Genomic DNA, 21107 nt, shown 5'->3' with positions numbered 1-21107 from the left:
CATGAGCAAAAAAGATAATATAATTTATCTAAAGTCGGAAGAGGAGTTAGAAATTATTCGTAAGAATGGAGAAATTTTAGGTAAAGCTCATGCTGAAGTAGCTAAATTGATAGAACCTGGAGTTACGACTAAAGCATTAGATAAAGTAGCTTTCGATTATATTAAAGATAACGGTGGAGAGCCTTCATTCTTAGGATTATACGGATTTCCAGCAAGTCTTTGCATCTCTTTAAATGATGTGGTGGTACATGGAATACCAAGTAATCGAGTTTTGAAAGATGGAGACATCGTTTCAGTTGATGGTGGTGTTTTCAAAAATGGTTATCACGCTGATAGTGCTTATACCTACACAGTAGGAGAAGTAAATAATGAAGTGTTAGAGTTGCTTAAACAAACATATCAATCACTTTTCAAAGGAATTGAGCAAGCAAGAACAGGTAACAGAGTTGGAGATATTAGTTTTGCGGTTCAATCTTATGCGGAAAAGTTTAGGTATGGTGTGGTAAGAGAATTAGTAGGACATGGAGTTGGAAGACATTTACACGAATCGCCTGAAGTACCTAATTTTGGTAAGCGTGGAAACGGGCCAAGATTACAAGAAGGAATGGTAATAGCAATAGAGCCAATGATTACTTTAGGAAGAAGAGGAGTTGTACAAGAAAACGATGGTTGGACAATTCGTACTGAAGATCGTAAGCAAGCAGCTCATTATGAGCACACAGTAGTTGTAAGAAAAGGAAAAGCTGAAATATTGACTACCTTTCAATACATCGAAGAAGTTTTAAAAAGTAAAAATTTATTTATTGCATAATTAAAATAATTTGAAAATTTGGAGACGGTTCGCCGTAGTGATGTGTCAACGGTTCGCCGTTGCGATTTGAGTATTAAAAGTTTCAAATCACCGAATATCCACTTTCAAATAACCAAAAAATTATTTAATGGCAAAACAATCAAATATCGAAGTTGACGGCATTATCACTGAGGCTCTTTCAAACGCCATGTTTCGTGTGCGTTTAGAGAATCAACATGAGTTAATTGCCCATATTTCAGGTAAAATGCGAATGAATTATATCCGTATTTTGCCAGGTGACAAAGTTAGATTAGAAATGTCACCCTATGATTTAAGTAAAGCAAGAATTACGTATCGTTATAAGTAATTTTGATAGGATGAGTGAATTATTTTAAAGTTATTTTGCTCATTCGATCTTTCACTCATTCATTAATTTAATTTTGAAATGAAAGTAAAAGCGTCGGTAAAGAAGCGTAGTGCTGATTGTAAAGTTATCCGCAGAAAGGGTAAGATTTACGTTATTAACAAAAAGAATCCTAAGTTTAAACAAAGACAAGGCTAATTTCTATGAGGATTGCAGGTGTTGATATCCCAGACAAAAAAAGAGGCGAAATCGCCCTTACGTACATCTACGGTATTGGTCGTAGTGCGTCACAAAAGATTTTAACAAAAGCTAATATCAGTTTTGATAAAAAAGCTGGCGAATGGAATGACAGTGAAGCAAATGCCATCCGTGGTATTATTACGGAAGAAATGACTGTTGAAGGTCAATTGCGTTCAGAAGTCCAATTGGCTATCAAGCGATTGATGGACATTGGTTGTTACCGTGGTGTTCGTCACCGTAAAGGTTTACCACTTCGTGGACAACGTACCAAAAACAACTCACGTACCCGTAAAGGTAAACGTAAGACTGTAGCAAACAAAAAGAAAGCTACTAAGTAAGAGACCCCAATTCCTAAATGGGATTAAAATTTGGATTTTCACTATTTTTAGGGGAAGAAAATCGAACAGAGTACAGGTTTTTCTGTACTGCCAATCATTTAACAATGTTTTGTCACAATGGCACAAGCAAAAAGAAAAGATAAAGCAAAAAAAAGAATTGTCGTAGTTGAACCCGTAGGTCAAGTACACATCAGAGCTTCTTTCAACAACATCATTATTTCTGTAACCAACAGCCAAGGTCAAGTAATTTCTTGGGGTTCAGCAGGTAAAATGGGTTTCAAAGGTTCAAAGAAAAATACACCTTATGCTGCACAAATGGCAGCTCAGAGTTGTGCTCAAGTAGCTTACGAAGCAGGAATGCGTAAAGCTGAAGTTTTTGTTAAAGGGCCGGGTTCAGGACGTGAGTCTGCTATCCGTACTATTCAAAACTCAGGTATCGAAGTTACTACAATTACTGACGTAACGCCACTTCCACACAATGGATGTCGCCCGCCTAAGCGTAGAAGAGTTTAATAAATAATAGAAGAATGTAAATGATAAGCTTAAATCTAATGTTTTTACATTAAATTTACGTTTTAAAGTTTTCATTCTTTTATTGTCTTAGTATATAATAATTCAAAACGTCTCTCGTTTACCAACGAGATTAGAGATAGAAAACGGTTCGCCGTTGTTTCATTGCTGAAAATCAGCTTATTGAAGCGATTGATAGTTTGGACATTGGGGCTAATCAATCTCTATTTCATTTAAAAATCAATTAAAATGGCAAGATACACAGGTCCAAAGGTAAGGATTTCAAGAAAATTTGGAGAGCCAGTAATGGGTCCAAGTAAAGCATTAACAAAAAAAGCGTACCCTCCAGGACAACACGGAAAAGGTCGTAAAAGTAAAAAATCAGAGTACGGTCAACAATTGATTGAGAAGCAAAAAGTGAAATATACTTATGGTATATTAGAACGTCAATTTGCACGTTTCTTTCACCTTGCTTCAGTGAAAGAAGGACGTACTGGTGATAACTTGTTGAAACTTTGTGAAGGTCGTTTAGATAACACAGTTTATCGTTTAGGTATTGCTCCTACACGTCGTGCTGCTCGTCAATTAGTAACTCACTGTCATATTACGGTTGATGGTGATGTATTAAATGTGCCTTCTTTAATTTTAAAACCAGGCCAAATTGTTGGTGTGCGTGAAAAATCAAAGGCCTTATTGACTATCGCTGATAGTTTGAAAGCACGCAATACAAAACGTTACAATTGGTTAGAGTGGGATGCAACAGAAATGGTTGGTAAATTTATCAGCTATCCTGAGCGTGACCAAATACCTGAAAACTTCAACGAGCAGGCAATCGTCGAGTTATATAACAAATAATATTTGTCTTGTGGTTGTGCCATTGTCGAAAAAAACGACAGTGGCACAGCTACGTTTTTTTATTGGTGGTGTAGCTAACCACCTTTTAGTTAACGAAAACAAACACACTGCATACGTATGTCAATATTAGCATTTCAAATGCCTGACAAGGTTGTCATGGAAAAAGCTGACGACTTCCATGGCTTTTTCGAGTTTAAACCACTCGAAAGAGGGTATGGTGTGACCATCGGAAACGCACTTCGTCGTATTTTGTTATCTTCTTTAGAAGGTTACGCAATTACTTCTGTAAGATTTCCGGGGGTATTACACGAATTTTCGAGCATTGAAGGGGTTGTAGATGATGTAACTGAAATCATCTTGAATCTTAAAATGGTTCGTTTCAAAAAAGTTTCTGACTATGTAGATAATAAATTTACAGTTAGAATCAAAAATCAAAGTGTTTTAACTGCGGGAGACCTCGGTAAATTCACTCAAAGTTTTCAGATTTTAAATCCTGACTTAGTAATCGCTCGTTTGGACGACCAAAAGGAGGTTGAGATCGAAATCATTGTTGACAAAGGACGTGGTTACGTAGCTGCTGATGAGCAAAAACAAAATGATTTGCCTATCGGTTTTATCTCTGTAGATTCAATTTATACTCCGATCAAAAATGTGAAGTATAGCATTGAAAATACTCGTGTAGAACAACGTACTGACTACGAAAAATTATTGCTTGAAATCAAAACTGATGGTTCAATCCATCCTGAGAGAGCTTTGCAAGAAGCTGCTCATATTTTGATTCAACACTTCTTGAAGTTTACGGACGAAAACATGGTATTTGATACCAAGAAAGACGACGAAGACAATATTGTTGATGAAGAATTCTTACACATGCGTAAGTTATTGAAAACTTCATTGCAAGACCTTGATTTGTCGGTTCGTGCTTACAACTGTTTGAAATCTGCTGATATTCGTACATTAGGCGATTTGGCAAGACTTGAAGTAGCTGATATGATGAAATTCCGTAACTTCGGTAAGAAGTCATTAACGGAGTTAGAACAATTGGTTGCTGATAAAGGCTTACATTTCGGAATGGATGTAATGAAATACAAGTTAGACGAAGATTGATATTAAATCATCTCCTCGCCGTAAAAAGTGAGGAGATATTTTTTTATATTATCGTACCGCAGTAATCGAGTAAATTAATTAATAATCGTGATAGGTGGAATTGCTGAGACTGCGTTAGGCTTTTTTGACCGTTACTTACGAAAAAATAACAATGAGACACGGAAATACAATCAACCATTTAGGGAGAACTCATTCTCACAGAGAGGCGATGTTGCAAAACATGGCGATTTCATTAATTCAATACAAACGTATCGAAACAACTTTGGCGAAAGCAAAAGAATTGCGTAAATATGTTGAGCCTTTGATTACGAAATCGAAAAATGATAGCACTCACTCACGTAGAACTGTTTTCTCTTACTTGCAAGACAAAGAGGCTGTAAAAACATTATTCGGTGAAATTGCTGAGAAAGTAGCTAATCGTAATGGGGGTTATACTCGTATTATCAAATTAGGAACTCGTTTCGGTGATAATGCTGAAGTTGCCTTGATTGAATTGGTTGATTATAACGAAGCATTATTGACTTCAGTAGAAGAAAAATCTACTAAAACTCGTCGTAGCCGTCGTGGTGGTAAAAAAGCTGAAGGTACTACTGAAACTGCTACTATTGCTGATGAATCATCAGCAGTGGTTGTAGAAGAAGCTCCAATAGCCGAAGTTGCTCCAGTAGAAACTGTTGCTGACGTAGTTGAGCCATCTCAAGACGAAACTCCATCAGTTGAAGGAGAAGAAGCGAAAGAAGCATAAGAATAGTTTAAGTTCTTGCAAAAAGCCTCAAATGAAAGTTTGGGGCTTTTTGTATTTAGTTACTGTCCCGCCCTAAAATAAGTTGTCACACAACCGACTTATCAAATAAAAAACCTGTAAGGATTTTTTTAATCCTTACAGGTTTTGAAATCATAGAATACATAGTTTAATTTCCAGTTCTTACTCTACCTTGTTCTGCTTCAGTGGCAGTACTACGACGACGAGCAGCTTTTACATTTTGATTTCCAAATTTATAGGTGAAAGTTAAGCGAGCATTACGACTATCCCAACGATTGCGGATGTTCAGTTTTACGTTAGCAAAATCGGTTTTTCCACCCCAGAAACTTGTCAAGAAGAGGTCGTTTATGTTGAGTTTAAGGCTGGCTTTTTTATTCCAAAAACTTTTTTGTAAACCTGCGTTGACAGCATATTGGGCTCTTCCTTGCATCATCCCATAAATATTGGGAGAGTTATACCACATAGATACTTCGGCCGATAATTCTTTCGGTAGTTTCAAGTTTTGACTGGTATAAAAATTATAAGCCCATTGTCCAGTATTGAGATTTTGACCTAACAATGCTCCTGAATATTTATTATAAAATACCGATACATTATTTTGTGACGACCACCATTTAGTAATTGGAATTGGAAAACTAAAATTCGCATTAATGTTTTCAAATTTTGCAATATTGTCTCTTGTTGCAAAAGTTATTTTCTCAGGATCAATGCCTTCAATATTATTGTATTTTTTGATTTTTGCTAAGATTAAAGGTTCGTTTACTGCATTTTTAATTACTTCTGTCATAAAATCGGTCGTAACACTATAACCGACACTTGTTACAAAAGCTTGTTTGAAACTATGAGTCAATTCAAATGAATTGGTATATTGTGGCTTTAAATATTCATTTCCTAATTGATAGGTATAAGGGTCAAGGAAATTAATAAAAGGATTCAAAGAACCATAATCTGGGCGTTCGATGCGGCGACTATATGAGTACGAAAGTTGGTTGTTTTTGTTAATTGTTTGTGTTAAAAATACGCTTGGGAAAAGCTTTACGTAATTACGTTCACGACTTTCATTAAGTGTAACCGACTCGCCTTTAGAATGTGTATGTTCCATACGTAAACCAGCTTGTAAACTCAATTTTTTGCTCAATTCTTTATTGAAATTGACATAGGCTGCATTGATATTTTCTTGATAAATAAAGAAATTTGTTCGTCCTTTATCAGCTAAGCCATTTTGGAAAAATTGAATATCATTGTCAGACCTTACCCAGCTACTTTTTGCTCCGATTTCCAAACGAGCCTTTGCTTTTGCCAAAGGGTGTACATAATCAGTTTTTAATGCAAAAATATTGTATTTATTAGGAATATGACTGGTGATGTTTAGTGGCAAAGCATATTCAGTTTCTTTATTATCAATATATTTATAGAAACGAGTATCCATGCCTCTTTCACGGCTCAAATTACTATAAATTGAATAATCCACATCGGCAGTTAATTCTTTACCAGTTGAATCAAACGTATGCTTGAAGTTTGTATTGAGCGTTACATTTTTCCAAGTTTGATAACTACTGGCAGTTGTACGAAGACTTGAATCAGGAATTGTACTACCAGCATGTTTGATGTAAGTAGTGTTTATAACAGGCGTATTTGGATTATTTTGCCAGATTCCAGCACTACCATTTACCAAGAATCCAATCGTAGTTTTTTTGTTGGCATAGTAATCAGAGCCAATTTTATAACTGAAGTTCTGACTTTCATTGTAACGAACGGCGTATTGCTCAAATATTTTGCCACCAATATCACGAGTCAAAACATTGTTATTGAAACGTTGATTGTCTGAAAAAGTCAAGTTTGCAAAAGTATTTACTTTTCCTTGACGGTTATTGAGGTTTAAACTCGAATTGTATTTTGGCATCATACCAGGTTTAACAGTTTCAGTTTTACTGAAGTCATTGCTTAGTCCAGACTCTAATACTGGTGGAAAACTTGCCGAAAATCCTGCTGAAATACTGCCATTTGTACCATAATTTTTGTTTTTCTTGGTTACGATATTGATTACGGCCTTCCCAGCAGCATCGTATCGTGCCGAAGGATTTGAGATAATTTCAATTTTCTCAATTTGATCGCTACTCATGTTTTTGAGCAAGGTTGCCAAATCACTCTGTGACATATACGTTTGCTTACCATCCATCAAAACAAGTACGCCTTGTTTGCCTTTTACACTGATATTATCATTGTTATCAACCGATACACCAGGTGATTTTTGCAACACTTCTAAGGCCGTATTGCCAGTTGCTACCAAACTTCCTTCGACATTGACAACCAATTTATCTGCTCTTTGTTCTATGAATGGTTTTTTTGCCGTAACGCTGACTTCTTTTAGATTTTTTGTGTCTAATTCAAGTTGAATGGTTGATAATTTTACTTCTAAATTTTCATCGCTTAAAGCAATTTTTGGTGAAAAATATTTCTTATAGCCAACCATTGATACAGAAACGATATATTGAGATTCATTCCCGACGGCAACTTGGTCAAAATTGAATTTCCCATCTAAATCACTCACAACACCTTTAGTGAGCGTTGAGTCTTTTACCTTTAAAAGTAGAACATTGGCAAAAGGCAGAGCTTGTTTTTTTTCATCGAAGAGGCTTCCCGAAATTTTTCCTTTGTATGAAACTTGAGAGTTTTGAGCAAAGGAAAGTAGGCTCGCACTTGCGAGTAACATTGTTAGTAATAGCTTTTTCATTAAAGTAATTGTTTTGTAATAGCTTTTAGTTTTAGAAATGAGTATAGAAATTAAGAATTAGTGAAATAGCTTTTTTCACGAATTACCTTTTATCTCGTATCTCATCCTCAATTTTTTCTTTGGTTTTATAGATACTGTGTAAATTCAAATATTAGATGCAAAAATTAAACGCTGAGTTACAGATTTTGATAGATAAAACTATCTCAAAATGAGATAGTTTTATGTTTTACTTTATTATTAACTCTTCTTTTTCATAATTTATGATACAAATATATCGGTACTTTGTAATACAAGGTAATAGTTATTACACAAGTGGTTTTTATTTTGTGATGAGCGGTTTGACACGCAAAAATTAGCAGTTTATAGTTAGATGCAAATCTTGAGAAGAGGGTTGCGTCTATTTTAAAATTATTTAATATCTTCTGCAACAAACTCTAAAATATCGCCTGGTTGGCAATGGAGGACTTCACAAATGGCTTCTAAAGTAGAAAAACGAACAGCTTTCGCTTTGCCAGTCTTTAGAATAGAAAGATTTGCTAAGGTGATGTCTACTTTTTCGGCCAATTCTGACAATGGCATTTTGCGTTTGGCAAGCATCACATCAAGGTTTACGATTATAGGCATGGTAGTTGGTTTTAAACGGTTAATTCATTTTCTTCTTGTAATTCTACGCCACGTTTGAAAATCTGTGAAATGATGTAAACAATTCCTGCCATGAAGAAATATTCACCATGATTGAAATGATTGGCTAAATCAATACCTGATTCTTTACTTACAAAACCAATATAACTATTGCCAATAAATGAAATGACCCAAAGTTCGAATAGCAAATAACTAATTTTTTGAATCTTTGCTGAGATTTCAATAGTGAAAGGATTTTTCAAGCTCAATTTATTTAGAAAATCAAAGAGATAATACCAAATGTAGGACTTCATGGCGGAGAAACTAATAATCAAGGTTATAGTGAAACCAAAATGCCGTAGGTCAAAATTTCTTAATTCATAGATTTTTGGACTTACTTTATAAAATTTTGCGGCTACTTCAGGCTTAAAAAAACTGATTATCAATGAAAAAATTTGACTTCCACATTCAATCGAGAAGCCAATTGCACCTATGAGGGCTAAATATTTGATTATTTCTAAAATTGTTTTGGTTTGTGCTTTCATAATATTTATGTTTTTAAATGATTGATGACACAAATGTAAAAATTATTTATTGATAAACAATAAATATATTCTGTTTTTTAATAAATATATATTGATAAGCATTTTTTTATCTTGTAAGATGAATTTCTAACTTGTTCCTTTTCTTATTACAATTTGGAAAATTGTGTTACAAACAAAGTGTTTGCAAACTTAGCCCTCACAGTTTTTGTTATCTTTGTAGCGATAATCAGATAAGGCTAAGTTCATATTTTATAAACCTGAGTATTTAATGAGAATTGCGATTAATTCACTCATTCAATTATTCACTCATACACTCATTATTTAATGAAACTCATAAAAGTAGCGGCAGGAACACTCAACCAAACACCTTTGGCTTGGGAACAAAACCAAAAAAATATTATTGATTGTATCAAGGAAGCTGATAAACAGGATATTAGTTTATTATGCTTACCCGAGTTATGTATCACGGGTTATGGGTGTGAAGATGCTTTCTATTCATGGGATTTGGTTGAACAAGCCAAAGAAAGCCTGCTTGAAATCGTTCAGCATACTTCGGGTATGATTGTTTCGGTAGGCTTACCAATTCGATATAATAATAAGGTATATAACACAGCTTGTTTGATAGCTAATAAAAAAATATTAGGTTTTGTTTGTAAGCAACATTTGCCAAATTATGGCGTATTTTACGAAGACCGTTGGTTTCATCGTTGGCAGGCGGGTGTGCGAGACGAAATCGAAATTGACGAATTCAAGTATCCAATTGGTGATTTGGTTTTTGAATTGAGTGGGGTTCGAATTGGCTTTGAGATTTGTGAGGATGCTTGGGTAGCCAATCGTCCTGGACGTGCGATGTTTGATAGGGGAGTTGATATTATACTTAATCCAAGTGCAAGCCCATTTTCGTTTTCAAAATTTGTGACTCGTGAGCGATTTGTCATTGATGGAAGCCGTTCGTTTGCTTGTAGTTATATTTATACCAATTTACTTGGTAACGAATCTGGTCGTTTGATTTTTGATGGAGATGCCATGATTGCTTCTGACGGAAATTTGTTGGTGTCTTCACCTCGATTTGGTTATGCTGATTTCTATGTAACAAGTGCCGTGATAGATGTAGAAATGCCCAAAGTCAATCACTCGCAAGTAAAATCGCCAATAACGCAAGGGAATTGGAAAGTGCCAGCTTTATTTGATTTTCCAGAAATCAAGCCAGTTTTTCCACAAGTTGCTGAACTTGAAAAGTTTGAAAGAGGAGGATTTTTAAAAGAAGAAGAATTTGCTCGTGCGGTGAGTTTGGCCTTGTTTGATTATCTTCGTAAATCTCGTTCACAAGGTTTCACCGTTTCGCTTTCGGGTGGAGCAGATTCTTGTGCGTGTGTAGCTTTATGTGGTCTGATGATTCGTTTGGCTGATGAGAGTATTGGTTTGGAAGCATTCAAGAAAAAACTTTTTTTCATTAAAAAAATACAAGATTGCACAACAGTTGAGCAAATTGCCGAAAAAATGATTCATAGCATTTATCAAGGCACTGAAAATAGCTCGACAGATACTTATGAATCGGCAGAAAGTTTAGCAAAAAATATCGGTGCAACTTTTTATAATGTCAATATCAATGGATTGGTAGAAACATATAAAGACCTTATTGAAAAACAAATAGGAAGAGATTTAACTTGGGAAACCGACGATTTAGCATTACAAAATATTCAAGCCAGGGTTCGAGCTCCAAGTGTTTGGTTGTTAACAAATTTACATAATCATTTATTAATTGCTACTTCAAATCGTTCAGAAGTTGCGGTGGGGTATTGTACAATGGACGGCGACACTGCTGGAAGTATCAATCCGATTGCAGGAATTGATAAATTTTGGCTAAAAAAATGGTTGGTTTGGCTCGAAACTGTTGGATGTGATGTAAAAGGAAAACATATCAAGATTGAGGGTTTAAATAAAGTAAACAGCCTTCAACCAACTGCCGAGTTACGACCATTGGAGACCAAACAAACAGATGAAAAAGATTTGATGCCTTATGAAGTGCTGAATTCAATCGAAGGAGTGGCTATCAGAGATAAAAAGCCTCCATTGGAATGTTTATTGTTTATGGAAGCTCAATATGCTGGGCGTTTCGATCAAGCAACTTTGGCCAATTGGGTAGAAAAATTCTTTAGAATGTGGAGTAGAAACCAATGGAAACGTGAGCGTTATGCACCGAGTTTTCACTTAGATAGCTATAATCTCGACCCACGAGGCTGGTGTCGCTTCCCGATTTTATCAGGGGGATTTGAAAAAGAATTAACCGATATGCGAGAATACATCGAAAAAGGGGATAGAAGAAAATCGAGAGGAAGAATTGGGTTTTGATCAAAATGCCGCCGTTGAAACAAAAACGACGGCATTTTAATTTTACATTTTCACAAACTCCACTCTTCTATTTTCAGCTTTTCCTTCAAAAGTTTTGTTATCTGCAATAGGTCTGGTTTCGCCATAGCCTTTGGTTGTCAGTCGACCTGTGTCAATTCCCAAGGTTACTAACTGAGCCTTTACTGCATTGGCTCTTGCTTCTGACAATTTTATGTTACTTGCATCATCGCCATCCGTATCTGTATGCCCACCTACTTCAAATTTCAAGGTTGGATTATCTTTCAATATTTTAGCAATAGCATTGATTTCTCCCATCGAAGCAGGTTTAATGGTAGATTTGTTTACATCAAAATTAATTCCGTGCGAAATATACTTTCCATCAGTAAATGCTTTGCCAATCATATTCATATCACCTCCTGAAGCTAATTTAAAATTCTTAAACATCATATTCATGCCATCACTTGCATCTCCCAAAACAGCTATTGTGGTGGCTTTGAAGGCGACTTCGGGTACTACCAAGACCCTATATTGGTCACAATAAATTTTGATTTGCCCACCTTTGACTGCAATGGCAACATGATGCCATTTATTGAAATAATCTTCATTTACAATACCTTTAGGCAACTCGCCAGTTAGTTTACCTTCTGGGTTTTCGCAAACCCACTGGCTATTATTTGTGATGATTCTTACAGGACAATCTTCTCCATTTTTGAAACAAATGCTTAATCCATTATTTGAATCATAAGCAGCATCAAGCCAAGTATCAAACTCAATTGTAAATTCTTTGGGTAGGTAGTTGGGCGTTTTAACCCTTGGCGAAAGAGCTGTATAGTATTTTGTAATAAAAAAGGCTTTTTCTTCTCCTGCCATATTGACTACACCCTGCCCGCCATTGAGTTTCCAATGTGTACTAAATTCTCCAGTTTGTGAATCTGATAAATCATCAGAAAAAATGATTTTATCACCAGCCACAAAATCATAATTTTGGTAGGCTTTAATGTCTTGGGCAAAAAGTTCCCCAGTTGAAATGCCGATCCACCCTAAAGGAGAAGTAAAAATTAAAAACAGAATAAGTTTTTTCATGATATTTATAAGTATAAATTTTTGTTAGTTAAATTCGAATTCCCAAATCCAAATTCAGTTGGCTTTCATTGCTTTAAATTTACCTTGTAATCGACCTCGAACAACATGCCCATTACCATCGTCTGAAAAAATAACTGTGTTAAATTTTCCTTCAATAGTTTTGCTGTCATCTTTTGTAATTGCTATTTTTCCTGTGCAGTTATATATTTCATCGTCAGAATAAGCATCACGACTACACCCACAGCCTTTTTGCATAAAGCTCATCACTACTCCAATATTTTCTCCTTTTTGCTCTACTGCCAAAGGGAAGCTGCCTACACCTTTCCCTTTATAGGATATTCCCAATATTCCTGCGTTCGGAATAGCCTCTTTATTTCCCCCATCAATGCCCTCAAGAGTTAATCCAGAGAATGTAATAGCCGAAGTATTTTCGCTGGCATTATAGATATACATAGCATTATTGGTAAGTGCATTGAGGTCGTATCCTTTAGATTTTGCTACGTCATAAGCCATTTGTGGAATATTACCTTTTGCTAATCCCGCAACTCCACCATTGCTGGTATTAGTAAATTTTGCATTGATGATGCCAATAACAGGAATATTAAGCGTAAAAGAACTTTCGTTTTCTACAAAAAAAAGGGTTTTTAGTAATTGTACTTTGGGAAGATTTGAGCTATTAGGTACTAAATCAACCGAAATAAGCATTTTACCTGCCGTAGGTCTGTTTTTGGGAGCGGTATAACTGATAGTATTATTGTCTATTCCGACTATATTCCCACCACCTTCTACTATTCTCCAATTGCTAATTGTATATGGATTTGCTTCGCCAAGAGGCAAATCAAGATATTGATACTCTTTTTGTAGCGAAGGCGTTTCATTGTTTGGATCAGCATTCGGAATTTTGATTAACTGAATTTTAATCATGCAGGCTTCTGATGCCTCCAACAAATCTTTGTCTGAGTATAAATACAACTTTGAGGCTTTTCCTGCAACGGCTTCGTCCCATTGTTCTTTGGTCCAGCCTTCAGGGGTTTGGGCATAAATATGCTCATCAACAAAGATGCTTATGAGCAGTAGTAGAATAAGTTTTTTCATAGTTTAAATCTAAATAAATAAATTTTCAATACCTGTCTTCTTTTCGATGGACTTTAAATCTCCCTTTGATTTGTGCATTTGGACGTTTTTTTTGGTCATTATCAAGTGGTTGATTTATTTTGTATCCCACAGTCACTTCTCCTTCAAACGTTCCTTCAATAAAACCACCAACTGCATCATATCTCGAAACATTAACTTTCATACCATCGGCATCGAAACTATATTCACACCCATCCCAGCAATTTATTCCACCAGTAAACGAGGCTTTTTCTGCCCCTTTAAAAACCTCAAATTCTCCTGTTTTTCTAATGAACGGAATGGTAATATCAAGAAAGCCCGTTTTGTTTTTGGTCGCAAAATCGTCGTCTTCTTGAATCAAAATTCTTGTGATAGCATTATCTGTAATCGCTGGATTTGGATGGTTGTTAAGTAGATATCCAAATTCGCCATCTTTTGAATGTCTTAGCTTGAAAGCTCGATTGTTAAAATCACCTCCGTTGAGTGTAAATTCAATTTCATTGTTCCCTTCGAGTGGTTTGGCGAGTGGTTTTTCTTTTATAACTAACTGATTATTAGTTGGTTGGATGATTTTGTTTTGTCCAACTAGAGCTTGTATTGCTTTTAAATCAGTATTTTTTAGAAAGAAATCAATAACAGTCGGTGAGCCAGTACAATCTAAGTGAATGGTTTGAATTTGAGTCATCGGAACAGTCTTATTAATTGCAGCTTCTACTACATAATTTCTGCGATTCTCTTCTAAAGTTTCATTTTTGCTTAATTTCCACCCATTTCCCACGAAGTATTTGGCCTCAAATGGGCCTACCATGCTAAGATTAAATGGCGATACGGCTTTTGTTTGTAGATTTTCGGCCTCAAATTCTGTAAAAAAAGTATTGACTGTAACAACTATTTCGCATTCGGTCTCTGCCATCATTTTTTGAATGCCAAGCACATCAACGGCTACTTTCTTCCACTTTTCGCGTTCTTGCTCACTTACGTTTTTACGTTTATAATTAATTTTATATTGGTGTATAAATGGGCTATTAGCCGCTTCTCCACCATTATGAAACCATGTGATTCCATCGGTTTTGGATTCGTCTTCGACTTCCCAATTTTCTAAATCGTGTGGGAAAGCCTTTTTGATAATATTTTTTACTCTTTCATCCTCGTTTGTCTCCGAAGCCAATGCAGGGCGACCTTCTTGGGCTGAAGTTTTGCTAAGAAGTGCAATAAAAAATACAATATATAAGATTGTTTTCATTGTAATTAAGGGGCTTTATTTATAATTTGATTGCTTTAGCTAATGCCTTTACGGCATCAATATTTGGTTGATTGGCTCCATTTACATCAATAATTATTTTGTCGTCAATAGCCATTGAAGCAGTGGCCATTTTGCTACTTTTCATAAATGTGATGCTTCCTTTTGCTTTTCCGACTATAATTTTTTCGTAAGAATATGAGCCTGCTGAAGGGTCATCTCCTTGGTCATTTCCACCGACATTGACAATAGTTGGATTGCCTTTAGGGTATTCAGTCAGAGTAATAGTAATTGTCAGTTTTCCATTACTATATTTTTGTGAACAAGTATTCATGGGTGGAATGCCTGCCATATTGAGCGAATTGCAATCTGCTTTATCAACAGGTTTATAACCCATTGTTTCGGGTGGGAATTTATTTGATAATTGAGCAAACCCTAAATGGCTAATAATCAATGCGATAGGTATAAAAAGTAGTTTTCTCATGTCTATTCTTCAATATATTGTTCGTTTTTCTTAAACATTGTTTTATTACAGACCAAAGTGGCATCTATCTTTACGCCATCGCTTGTTTCCCCAACAATATGAGCATCGTAACTTTTACCATGTTTGGTTAGTGTACAAATACCTTTTCCCATTTTTTTAGTAAATCCAATTCCGCTGTTTCTTCCATCAATTTCATATTTTTTGCCAACTAGAATTTTTCCAAAAGCAACCTTAATATAAAAATTGTTTGTGCCTTTTAGAGCAGCATCTTTATCATCAACAATTAATTGAAGGCTCGAAAAATCATTGTCTTTAGCAACTTTTTGGGAAAACTGATTCCCAAAAGATTTTTCACCTGTAAGTCCACAACTGCAAGTAGTTTTATCTGAATTTGCTGTATAATTTCCAGCATTTGGCCCACTAACCATAATCAGTTTAATAATTGAATTTTGTGCATTTGTGAGTATTGAAAAAAATAGCAGAGCAATAGAAAGTAGTATTTTCATGGTTGATTCGATTTTTTTATTGATGGGTCAAAATTATAGGGTGAAAAATTATTTTTTTTCCACCAAAAGGGGGAATTTTAATAGTTGATAAACCCCTATCTTTGAAATATTATTCAGAAGCTGAATCTTGAAACTATGAAGCTGATAGACAGAGTTTTATATGTCTTTTTTATTTCGTTTTTGTGCTTTGAATCAATGGCACAAACAGGCGAGCCGGCTCCGCTGCTCGAAAAACTAAAATCCTCGAAACCCGATACGAATCGAGTGAAATTGTTGAATAAAATTGGAGATGAATATGCCTATAATGACATAAAAACGGCACGTAAATATTACCTCGAAGGCTATGAGTTGAGTAAGAAATTGTCATTTTTACGAGGAATTGTTCGATATTTTTCGAGCGAAGGAGAATTGCTAAACCTCGAAGGTAAATATGACCAAACCTTGGTTTTGCTGCGAGAAGGAGTAAGGCTTAGTGTCGAGAAAAAAGATAAAATGCGTGAAGGAATTATGTACGAAAACATGGGGAATACATTTGCTTTGATGCAAAAACTTGATTCGGCAACAAATTACTATTTTAAATCTTTAAAGATTTTTGAGGCTGTCAATGATAGTGTGAAAATTGCCAACGTATATAATGACCTAAGTTCTATTTTTACCCAAACTGATAAACAAGAGACTGCCCTAAAATATATCAATCATGCAATAGACATCAGTAAAATGTTTGAAGATGGCTTTTATTTGAGTCATTTGATAAACAAAGAAGGCATTTTGTGGAAACTTAAACGAAGAAAAGAAGCCGAAACGGTTAATAATCAGATAATTGCGTTGGCAAAAAAACTCAATGATGCAATCGCAATGGCTGATGCTTTACAGAATTTTTGTTACCACGATGTCGAAACCCAACATTATGAAAGCCTGCTAAAACACGCTACTGAATTGGCTAAATTAAGTCCACAACTCCAATCGGCCGAGCGAACTTCTTTAGCCGATTATTGGCTCTCGGTGGCACATTACTATAACCATAACTATCCATTATCACTCAGTTATATCAAAAAAGCCGTTGAAAAAGACGAAAAACTTAAAAATATCAACCATTTACAGCAATATTATACACAATATGCCAAGTTGCTTTTGATCAATAATCAAGACCCAATTTTGGCTGAAAGATATAATTTATTGGCTGATTCACTGCGAAATATCAGTCTGAACAACGCTATTCTGAAAAATACTAAAGAACTTGAAACCAAATATGAAACCGAAAAAAAGGAAGTTGCTTTGCATCAATTATCTGATGAAAACCAATACAGAAAGCGACTGAATAGCCTGCTTATTTTCTCGATTGTTATTTTGGTAGGGGCTTTAATATTCTTTGGTCTGTGGATACATAACCGCAATCGCATACGTAAACAAGAACAGATTTTACACGAACAAAAACTTCGGCAACTTGAAAATGAAAAACAAATTTTGGCTGGACGAGCAGTTTTGCAAGGACAAGACGAAGAAAGAAGTCGATTGGCGAAGGACTTGCACGATGGCCTTGGCGGTATATTATCAAGTGTAAAATACTCATTTCAAAACATGAAAACATCATTTATCTTACAACACGAACACGCTGTAGCTTTTGAGCGAAGCATGAGTCTATTAGATGAATCGCTGTCAGAATTAAGGCGGGTTTCGCACAATATGATGCCAGAAAGTTTAGTAAAATTGGGACTTGAAGAGGCTCTCAAAGATTATATACAAACTATTTCTGAAAATTCGGGTGTTGTATTTACCTATCAAAGTTTTGGTTTGGATACGATTGAATTAGAAAATATCTATAAAACTACTATATTTAGGGTTATTCAAGAATTGACAACGAATATTATTCGTCATGCAAAGGCAAAAGAAGCCTTGGTGCAGGTGATAGCAGAAAATAATCAGATTAATATTACGATTGAGGACAATGGTATTGGTTTTGATGTACATCAGGTAAATAAAACAAAGAGTATGGGAATTCAGAATCTTTATAACCGTATTGATTACCTCAAAGGTAAAATTGATTTGCAAACCAAACCCAATGATGGTTGTTCGTATTACATCGAAATTCCACTAAGTCATGATTAATTTATTTTTGGTAGAAGACCACCCGCTTGTTACTGAAGGCATCAAAGCGATTTTTGAACGTGAAAAAGAAATAAACTGCACAGATTATTTTGATAATGGGAAGGATTTTTTAGCAAAACTGAATCATATTCAGCCAGATGTGATTGTGATGGATATTAATTTGCCTGACATCAATGGAATAGAGTTATGCAAGATGGTCAAAGAAAAATTTCCGACTATTCATGTGATTGCTTTGAGTATCAATAATGAAAAAAGCATTATCAAAAAAATGATGGATAACGGTGCAAGTGGTTATATTCTGAAAGATGCCGCTAAATACGAAATCGTTGATGCCATTAAGGCGGTTGTTCAGCGAAAAACTTATTTTAGTATTTCTGCCTCACAAGCTCTCAAAAAACAAGATAAAGCTCCGATACCTACGCTCACACGCAGAGAAAAAGAAATTCTCATCAAAATTGCTGATGGTCTCACTAATCAGCAAATTGCCGATTTAATTTTTGTTGATGTCAGCACTGTAAGCAGTCATCGTAAAAATATGCTTGCTAAATATGATGTTCAGAATACTGCTCAGTTGATTAAGTTGGCTATTACTGAGAGGTTGATATGAAAAAAGCGTACATCTCTTTCGAAATGTACGCTTTTTATATTTTCTTGGTAAGAATCTTACGCTTCAGAAACTACGCTCACAGCAACTTTGTGTTTCACTTCTTTGTGAAGATCAAGAATTGCTGAGAAATCACCTACAAATTTCACATCTTCCATAGCAATTTTCTTGCGGTCGATATCGAAACCTTTATCTTTTAGGTAATCAGAAATTTGAGTGTTAGTCACACGTCCGAAAATTTTACCGCTTTCGCCAGTTTTCATCGGAATCGTGATAACCATATCTCCAATTTCTTCTGCCAATGTCAAGGCAGCAGTTTTGATTTTTTCTGCTTTGTGAGCAGCTTGTTTAAGATTTTCTGCTAAAATCTTGCGATTTGACTCAGAAGCCATCTGAGCAAAACCTTGTGGAATAAGATAGTTACGAGCATAACCTGGTTTTACAGAAATCATGTCGTTTTTATATCCAAGACCAACAATATCAGTTTTTAATATTATGTCCATTTCAATTTGAATTATGAATGATAAATTATGAATTAGAAATTTTGAGTAAAAAACTCAGAACTCAGAATTCAAAACTCAGAACTATTTAAGTCCATCAGCTACGAAAGGCAATAATGCCAAGTGTCTTGCACGCTTGATAGCGACAGCCACTTTACGCTGAAATTTAAGGCTATTGCCAGTAAGACGACGAGGAAGAATTTTTCCTTGCTCATTTACAAATTTCAATAAGAAGTTTGCGTCTTTATAATCTACATATTTAATACCTGCTTTTTTGAAGCGACAATATTTTTTGCGAGCCTGATCTTTTCTATCTACAGGGTCGTTTACGAGTGACATTGCGTTGTTTCTCATCTTAGTCATTAGTTTCGTTTGATGCCGCTGCTTTTTCTGCAGGAGCTGATTCTACATTTTTTCTGCCAACTAAGCCTTTGCTACGGCGGTCGCTATAATCAATGGCATATTTGTCTAATTTCGTAGTCAAATAACGCATTACACGCTCATCACGTTTGTATTCAGTTTCTAAAGTAGCTACTGTAGTAGGAGCTGCTTTAAATTGAATCAACTCATAGTACCCCGTGTTCTTGTGCTGAATGGTGTAAGTTAATTTACGAAGACCCCAATGCTCTTCATGAACTATCTCTGCACCTGTATCAGTCAATGTTTTTTTGAATTTTTCGACAGCTTCCTTTATCTGAGTTTCAGATAAAACGGGAGTTAGAATGAAAACCGTCTCATACTGGTTTTGAAACATACTAAAACAGTGTTTAATGATAAAATTTATTTTCCTCAAAAATGAGGGTGCAAAGGTAAGAAAAATAATGTATAATGCAGAATGTAGAATGAAAAATTTATAAAAAAACTTAAAAATTAGCTTTATTAGCTTCGTTCTATCGTTGGAAGGTCTTTTAATTGAATAAATTTTTCTGTTTCAAAGTCTATTTCAAAGCAAAAAGTGTTTAAACCATTAGTAACTACTACAAAAGGACATCGTAAAGTAAGGTTATAGCGTGAAGCTTGCTCAATCACAGACTGATTGATTTTTACTTCTGGAGCCTTACATTCCACCAATAAAAATGGTTTTCCATCTCTGTCAAAAACCACAATATCTGAACGTTTTTGCAGACGATTGTAGGCAAGTCCTCCTTCGAGACGAATCAGACTTTTAGCATAGCCATAATGTGTTACGAGTAAATGAATAAAATGTTGCCTAACCCACTCTTCTGGAGTCAGAACCAAATATTTTTTTCTGATGGCATCATGGATATAGGTTTTTCCATCAATTTCTTTAGTTTTGTAATCATAAGATGGGAGATTGAGCGGAGTCATCTGGGAAATATTTTAGTGGTAGGAACTATTTAATGAGTTTTTGGCTTTAAATCTCTAATATGCTCTTTGCTAAGATTAAGCAAAACACAGCATTTTACAACAAATTTACGTCATTAAGATTATGCAAACAAAAGAAGAAATTGTAAAAAACTGGTTACCACGATACACAGGTACGCCTTTAGATGAATTTAAACCTTATATTTTATTAACAAATTTTGGCAATTACGTTGATATGTTTGCCAAAATGTATGGTGTAGAAGTAAAAGGCAAAGACCGAGCAATGCAAACAGCATCAGCAGGCAATATTACCATTATTAATTTCGGAATGGGCAGTGCAGTAGCCGCTACGATAATGGATTTGCTGACGGCAGTTTCTCCAAAAGCAGTGCTTTTTTTAGGAAAAGTGGGAGGGTTGAAGAAATCAACAAAATTGGGAGATTTGATTTTACCCATTGCCGCTATCAGAGGTGAAGGAACAAGTAATGATTATGCTCGACCAGAGATACCAGCTCTACCATCGTTTCGTTTACAGAGAGCAGTGAGTTCGATGATAAAAAAACATGAGCTTGACTATCAAACAGGTACTGTCTATACCACTAACCGTCGAGTTTGGGAGCATGATGAAACTTTCAAAGATTATCTTCGTGAACTTCGGGCAATGGCCATTGATATGGAAACCGCTACGATTTTTATAGTTGGCTTCGTCAATGCTATTCCTCATGGAGCCTTATTATTAGTTTCTGACAATCCGATGATACCAGATGGAGTAAAAACCGAAGAGAGTGATAAAAAAGTAACAGGGGCTTTTGTGGAAAGACACTTGCAAATCGGTATTGATTCGTTGAATGAATTGGCCAATTCGGGTGAGTCAGTGAAGCACTTGAGGTTTGAATAAAGCCAATGATTGAATGAGTAATTGATAG

At 35.3% G+C, this 21107-nt stretch carries 24 protein-coding genes; 12 read left to right on the top strand and 12 right to left on the bottom strand.

The window, feature by feature from the left end; genetic code table 11:
* Window position 1 precedes the first annotated feature (1 nt).
* The 8 genes from map (at window position 2) to rplQ (ending at window position 4949) form a co-directional block, all read left to right on the top strand.
* A complete protein-coding gene (gene map, locus ACQUQZ_RS16420; protein ID WP_435356109.1) occupies window positions 2-811 on the top strand; it encodes a type I methionyl aminopeptidase in 810 nt (269 codons plus the stop codon).
* Between the two features lie 127 nt (window positions 812-938).
* Window positions 939-1157 (top strand): translation initiation factor IF-1, encoded by a 219-nt coding sequence (infA, locus tag ACQUQZ_RS16415; protein ID WP_015027350.1) that lies wholly within the window; start codon window positions 939-941, stop codon window positions 1155-1157.
* A gap of 78 nt (window positions 1158-1235) precedes the next feature.
* Complete coding sequence (gene ykgO / locus ACQUQZ_RS16410) at window positions 1236-1352, top strand: type B 50S ribosomal protein L36 (protein WP_055144362.1); 117 nt, start codon at window positions 1236-1238, stop codon at window positions 1350-1352.
* Between the two features lie 5 nt (window positions 1353-1357).
* Window positions 1358-1732 carry a 30S ribosomal protein S13 gene (gene rpsM / locus ACQUQZ_RS16405; protein WP_188763497.1) on the top strand — a complete coding sequence of 125 codons (375 nt, stop codon included), beginning with the start codon at window positions 1358-1360 and terminating at the stop codon, window positions 1730-1732.
* Between the two features lie 117 nt (window positions 1733-1849).
* A complete protein-coding gene (gene rpsK / locus ACQUQZ_RS16400; RefSeq protein WP_435356108.1) occupies window positions 1850-2245 on the top strand; it encodes a 30S ribosomal protein S11 in 396 nt (131 codons plus the stop codon).
* Window positions 2246-2491: 246 nt separating this feature from the next.
* Window positions 2492-3097: a 30S ribosomal protein S4 gene (gene rpsD / locus ACQUQZ_RS16395; RefSeq protein WP_435356107.1), complete on the top strand. Its 606-nt coding sequence runs from the start codon at window positions 2492-2494 to the stop codon at window positions 3095-3097.
* Between the two features lie 117 nt (window positions 3098-3214).
* Window positions 3215-4204: a DNA-directed RNA polymerase subunit alpha gene (locus tag ACQUQZ_RS16390; protein ID WP_435356106.1), complete on the top strand. Its 990-nt coding sequence runs from the start codon at window positions 3215-3217 to the stop codon at window positions 4202-4204.
* Window positions 4205-4355: 151 nt separating this feature from the next.
* The gene (gene rplQ / locus ACQUQZ_RS16385) at window positions 4356-4949 is read left to right on the top strand and encodes a 50S ribosomal protein L17 (protein WP_435356105.1); all 594 of its coding nucleotides are present in this window, start codon (window positions 4356-4358) and stop codon (window positions 4947-4949) included.
* Between the two features lie 166 nt (window positions 4950-5115).
* Here rplQ and ACQUQZ_RS16380 read toward each other — a convergent pair whose 3' ends face one another.
* The 3 genes from ACQUQZ_RS16380 to ACQUQZ_RS16370 all read right to left on the bottom strand — a co-directional run bounded on the left by ACQUQZ_RS16380 (window position 5116) and on the right by ACQUQZ_RS16370 (window position 8867).
* On the bottom strand, window positions 5116-7701 hold the full coding sequence (locus ACQUQZ_RS16380) for an outer membrane beta-barrel protein (protein WP_435356104.1): 2586 nt from the start codon (window positions 7699-7701) through the stop codon (window positions 5116-5118).
* Window positions 7702-8109: 408 nt separating this feature from the next.
* Window positions 8110-8325: a helix-turn-helix domain-containing protein gene (locus tag ACQUQZ_RS16375; RefSeq protein ID WP_435356103.1), complete on the bottom strand. Its 216-nt coding sequence runs from the start codon at window positions 8323-8325 to the stop codon at window positions 8110-8112.
* A gap of 11 nt (window positions 8326-8336) precedes the next feature.
* A complete protein-coding gene (locus tag ACQUQZ_RS16370; protein WP_435356102.1) occupies window positions 8337-8867 on the bottom strand; it encodes a DUF2975 domain-containing protein in 531 nt (176 codons plus the stop codon).
* Window positions 8868-9191: 324 nt separating this feature from the next.
* Here ACQUQZ_RS16370 and nadE point away from each other — a divergent pair, with 324 nt between their 5' ends.
* Entirely contained in the window at window positions 9192-11219 is a 2028-nt protein-coding gene (gene nadE, locus ACQUQZ_RS16365) for an NAD(+) synthase (RefSeq protein ID WP_435356101.1), read from the top strand.
* Between the two features lie 42 nt (window positions 11220-11261).
* On the opposite strand, the gene ACQUQZ_RS16360 is transcribed toward nadE, so the two are convergent.
* From ACQUQZ_RS16360 to ACQUQZ_RS16340, 5 genes are read right to left on the bottom strand one after another with little or no spacing between them, the layout of a single operon-like run.
* A complete protein-coding gene (locus ACQUQZ_RS16360) occupies window positions 11262-12302 on the bottom strand; it encodes an OmpA family protein (protein WP_435356100.1) in 1041 nt (346 codons plus the stop codon).
* A 54-nt stretch (window positions 12303-12356) separates the two neighbouring features.
* The gene (locus ACQUQZ_RS16355; RefSeq protein WP_435356099.1) at window positions 12357-13397 is read right to left on the bottom strand and encodes a hypothetical protein; all 1041 of its coding nucleotides are present in this window, start codon (window positions 13395-13397) and stop codon (window positions 12357-12359) included.
* A gap of 25 nt (window positions 13398-13422) precedes the next feature.
* Window positions 13423-14658, bottom strand: coding sequence for a hypothetical protein (locus ACQUQZ_RS16350; RefSeq protein WP_435356098.1), 1236 nt, complete (start codon window positions 14656-14658; stop codon window positions 13423-13425).
* Window positions 14659-14677: 19 nt separating this feature from the next.
* Window positions 14678-15139 (bottom strand): hypothetical protein, encoded by a 462-nt coding sequence (locus ACQUQZ_RS16345; RefSeq protein ID WP_435356097.1) that lies wholly within the window; start codon window positions 15137-15139, stop codon window positions 14678-14680.
* A 2-nt stretch (window positions 15140-15141) separates the two neighbouring features.
* Complete coding sequence (locus tag ACQUQZ_RS16340; protein WP_435356096.1) at window positions 15142-15645, bottom strand: hypothetical protein; 504 nt, start codon at window positions 15643-15645, stop codon at window positions 15142-15144.
* Between the two features lie 135 nt (window positions 15646-15780).
* Between ACQUQZ_RS16340 and ACQUQZ_RS16335 the strand changes: the two genes are divergently transcribed.
* Both ACQUQZ_RS16335 and ACQUQZ_RS16330 read left to right on the top strand, forming a co-directional pair.
* Window positions 15781-17751 carry an ATP-binding protein gene (locus tag ACQUQZ_RS16335; protein WP_435356095.1) on the top strand — a complete coding sequence of 657 codons (1971 nt, stop codon included), beginning with the start codon at window positions 15781-15783 and terminating at the stop codon, window positions 17749-17751.
* Window positions 17744-18358 (top strand): response regulator, encoded by a 615-nt coding sequence (locus tag ACQUQZ_RS16330; RefSeq protein WP_435356094.1) that lies wholly within the window; start codon window positions 17744-17746, stop codon window positions 18356-18358. The genes ACQUQZ_RS16335 and ACQUQZ_RS16330 overlap by 8 nt, the downstream gene beginning before the upstream one ends.
* 56 nt (window positions 18359-18414) lie before the next feature.
* Here the strand turns inward: ACQUQZ_RS16330 and rplI are convergent, their stop codons facing one another.
* The 4 genes from rplI to ACQUQZ_RS16310 form a co-directional block, all read right to left on the bottom strand.
* Window positions 18415-18858, bottom strand: a complete 444-nt coding sequence (rplI, locus tag ACQUQZ_RS16325; RefSeq protein ID WP_435356093.1) for a 50S ribosomal protein L9 — start codon at window positions 18856-18858, stop codon at window positions 18415-18417.
* A gap of 81 nt (window positions 18859-18939) precedes the next feature.
* A complete protein-coding gene (gene rpsR / locus ACQUQZ_RS16320; protein WP_435357664.1) occupies window positions 18940-19194 on the bottom strand; it encodes a 30S ribosomal protein S18 in 255 nt (84 codons plus the stop codon).
* 16 nt (window positions 19195-19210) lie between these two features.
* The gene (gene rpsF / locus ACQUQZ_RS16315) at window positions 19211-19609 is read right to left on the bottom strand and encodes a 30S ribosomal protein S6 (RefSeq protein WP_435356092.1); all 399 of its coding nucleotides are present in this window, start codon (window positions 19607-19609) and stop codon (window positions 19211-19213) included.
* 125 nt (window positions 19610-19734) lie between these two features.
* Window positions 19735-20184, bottom strand: coding sequence for a type I restriction enzyme HsdR N-terminal domain-containing protein (locus ACQUQZ_RS16310; protein WP_435356091.1), 450 nt, complete (start codon window positions 20182-20184; stop codon window positions 19735-19737).
* Window positions 20185-20305: 121 nt separating this feature from the next.
* Here ACQUQZ_RS16310 and ACQUQZ_RS16305 point away from each other — a divergent pair, with 121 nt between their 5' ends.
* The gene (locus ACQUQZ_RS16305; protein WP_435356090.1) at window positions 20306-21079 is read left to right on the top strand and encodes an AMP nucleosidase; all 774 of its coding nucleotides are present in this window, start codon (window positions 20306-20308) and stop codon (window positions 21077-21079) included.
* Window positions 21080-21107: the final 28 nt, after the last annotated feature.

Source organism: Emticicia sp. SJ17W-69 (assembly GCF_051209875.1).
Lineage (GTDB): Bacteria > Bacteroidota > Bacteroidia > Cytophagales > Spirosomataceae > Emticicia.
The sequence above is the reverse complement of the archived record's forward strand: the minus strand, read 5'-3'. Positions and strand labels throughout refer to the sequence as shown.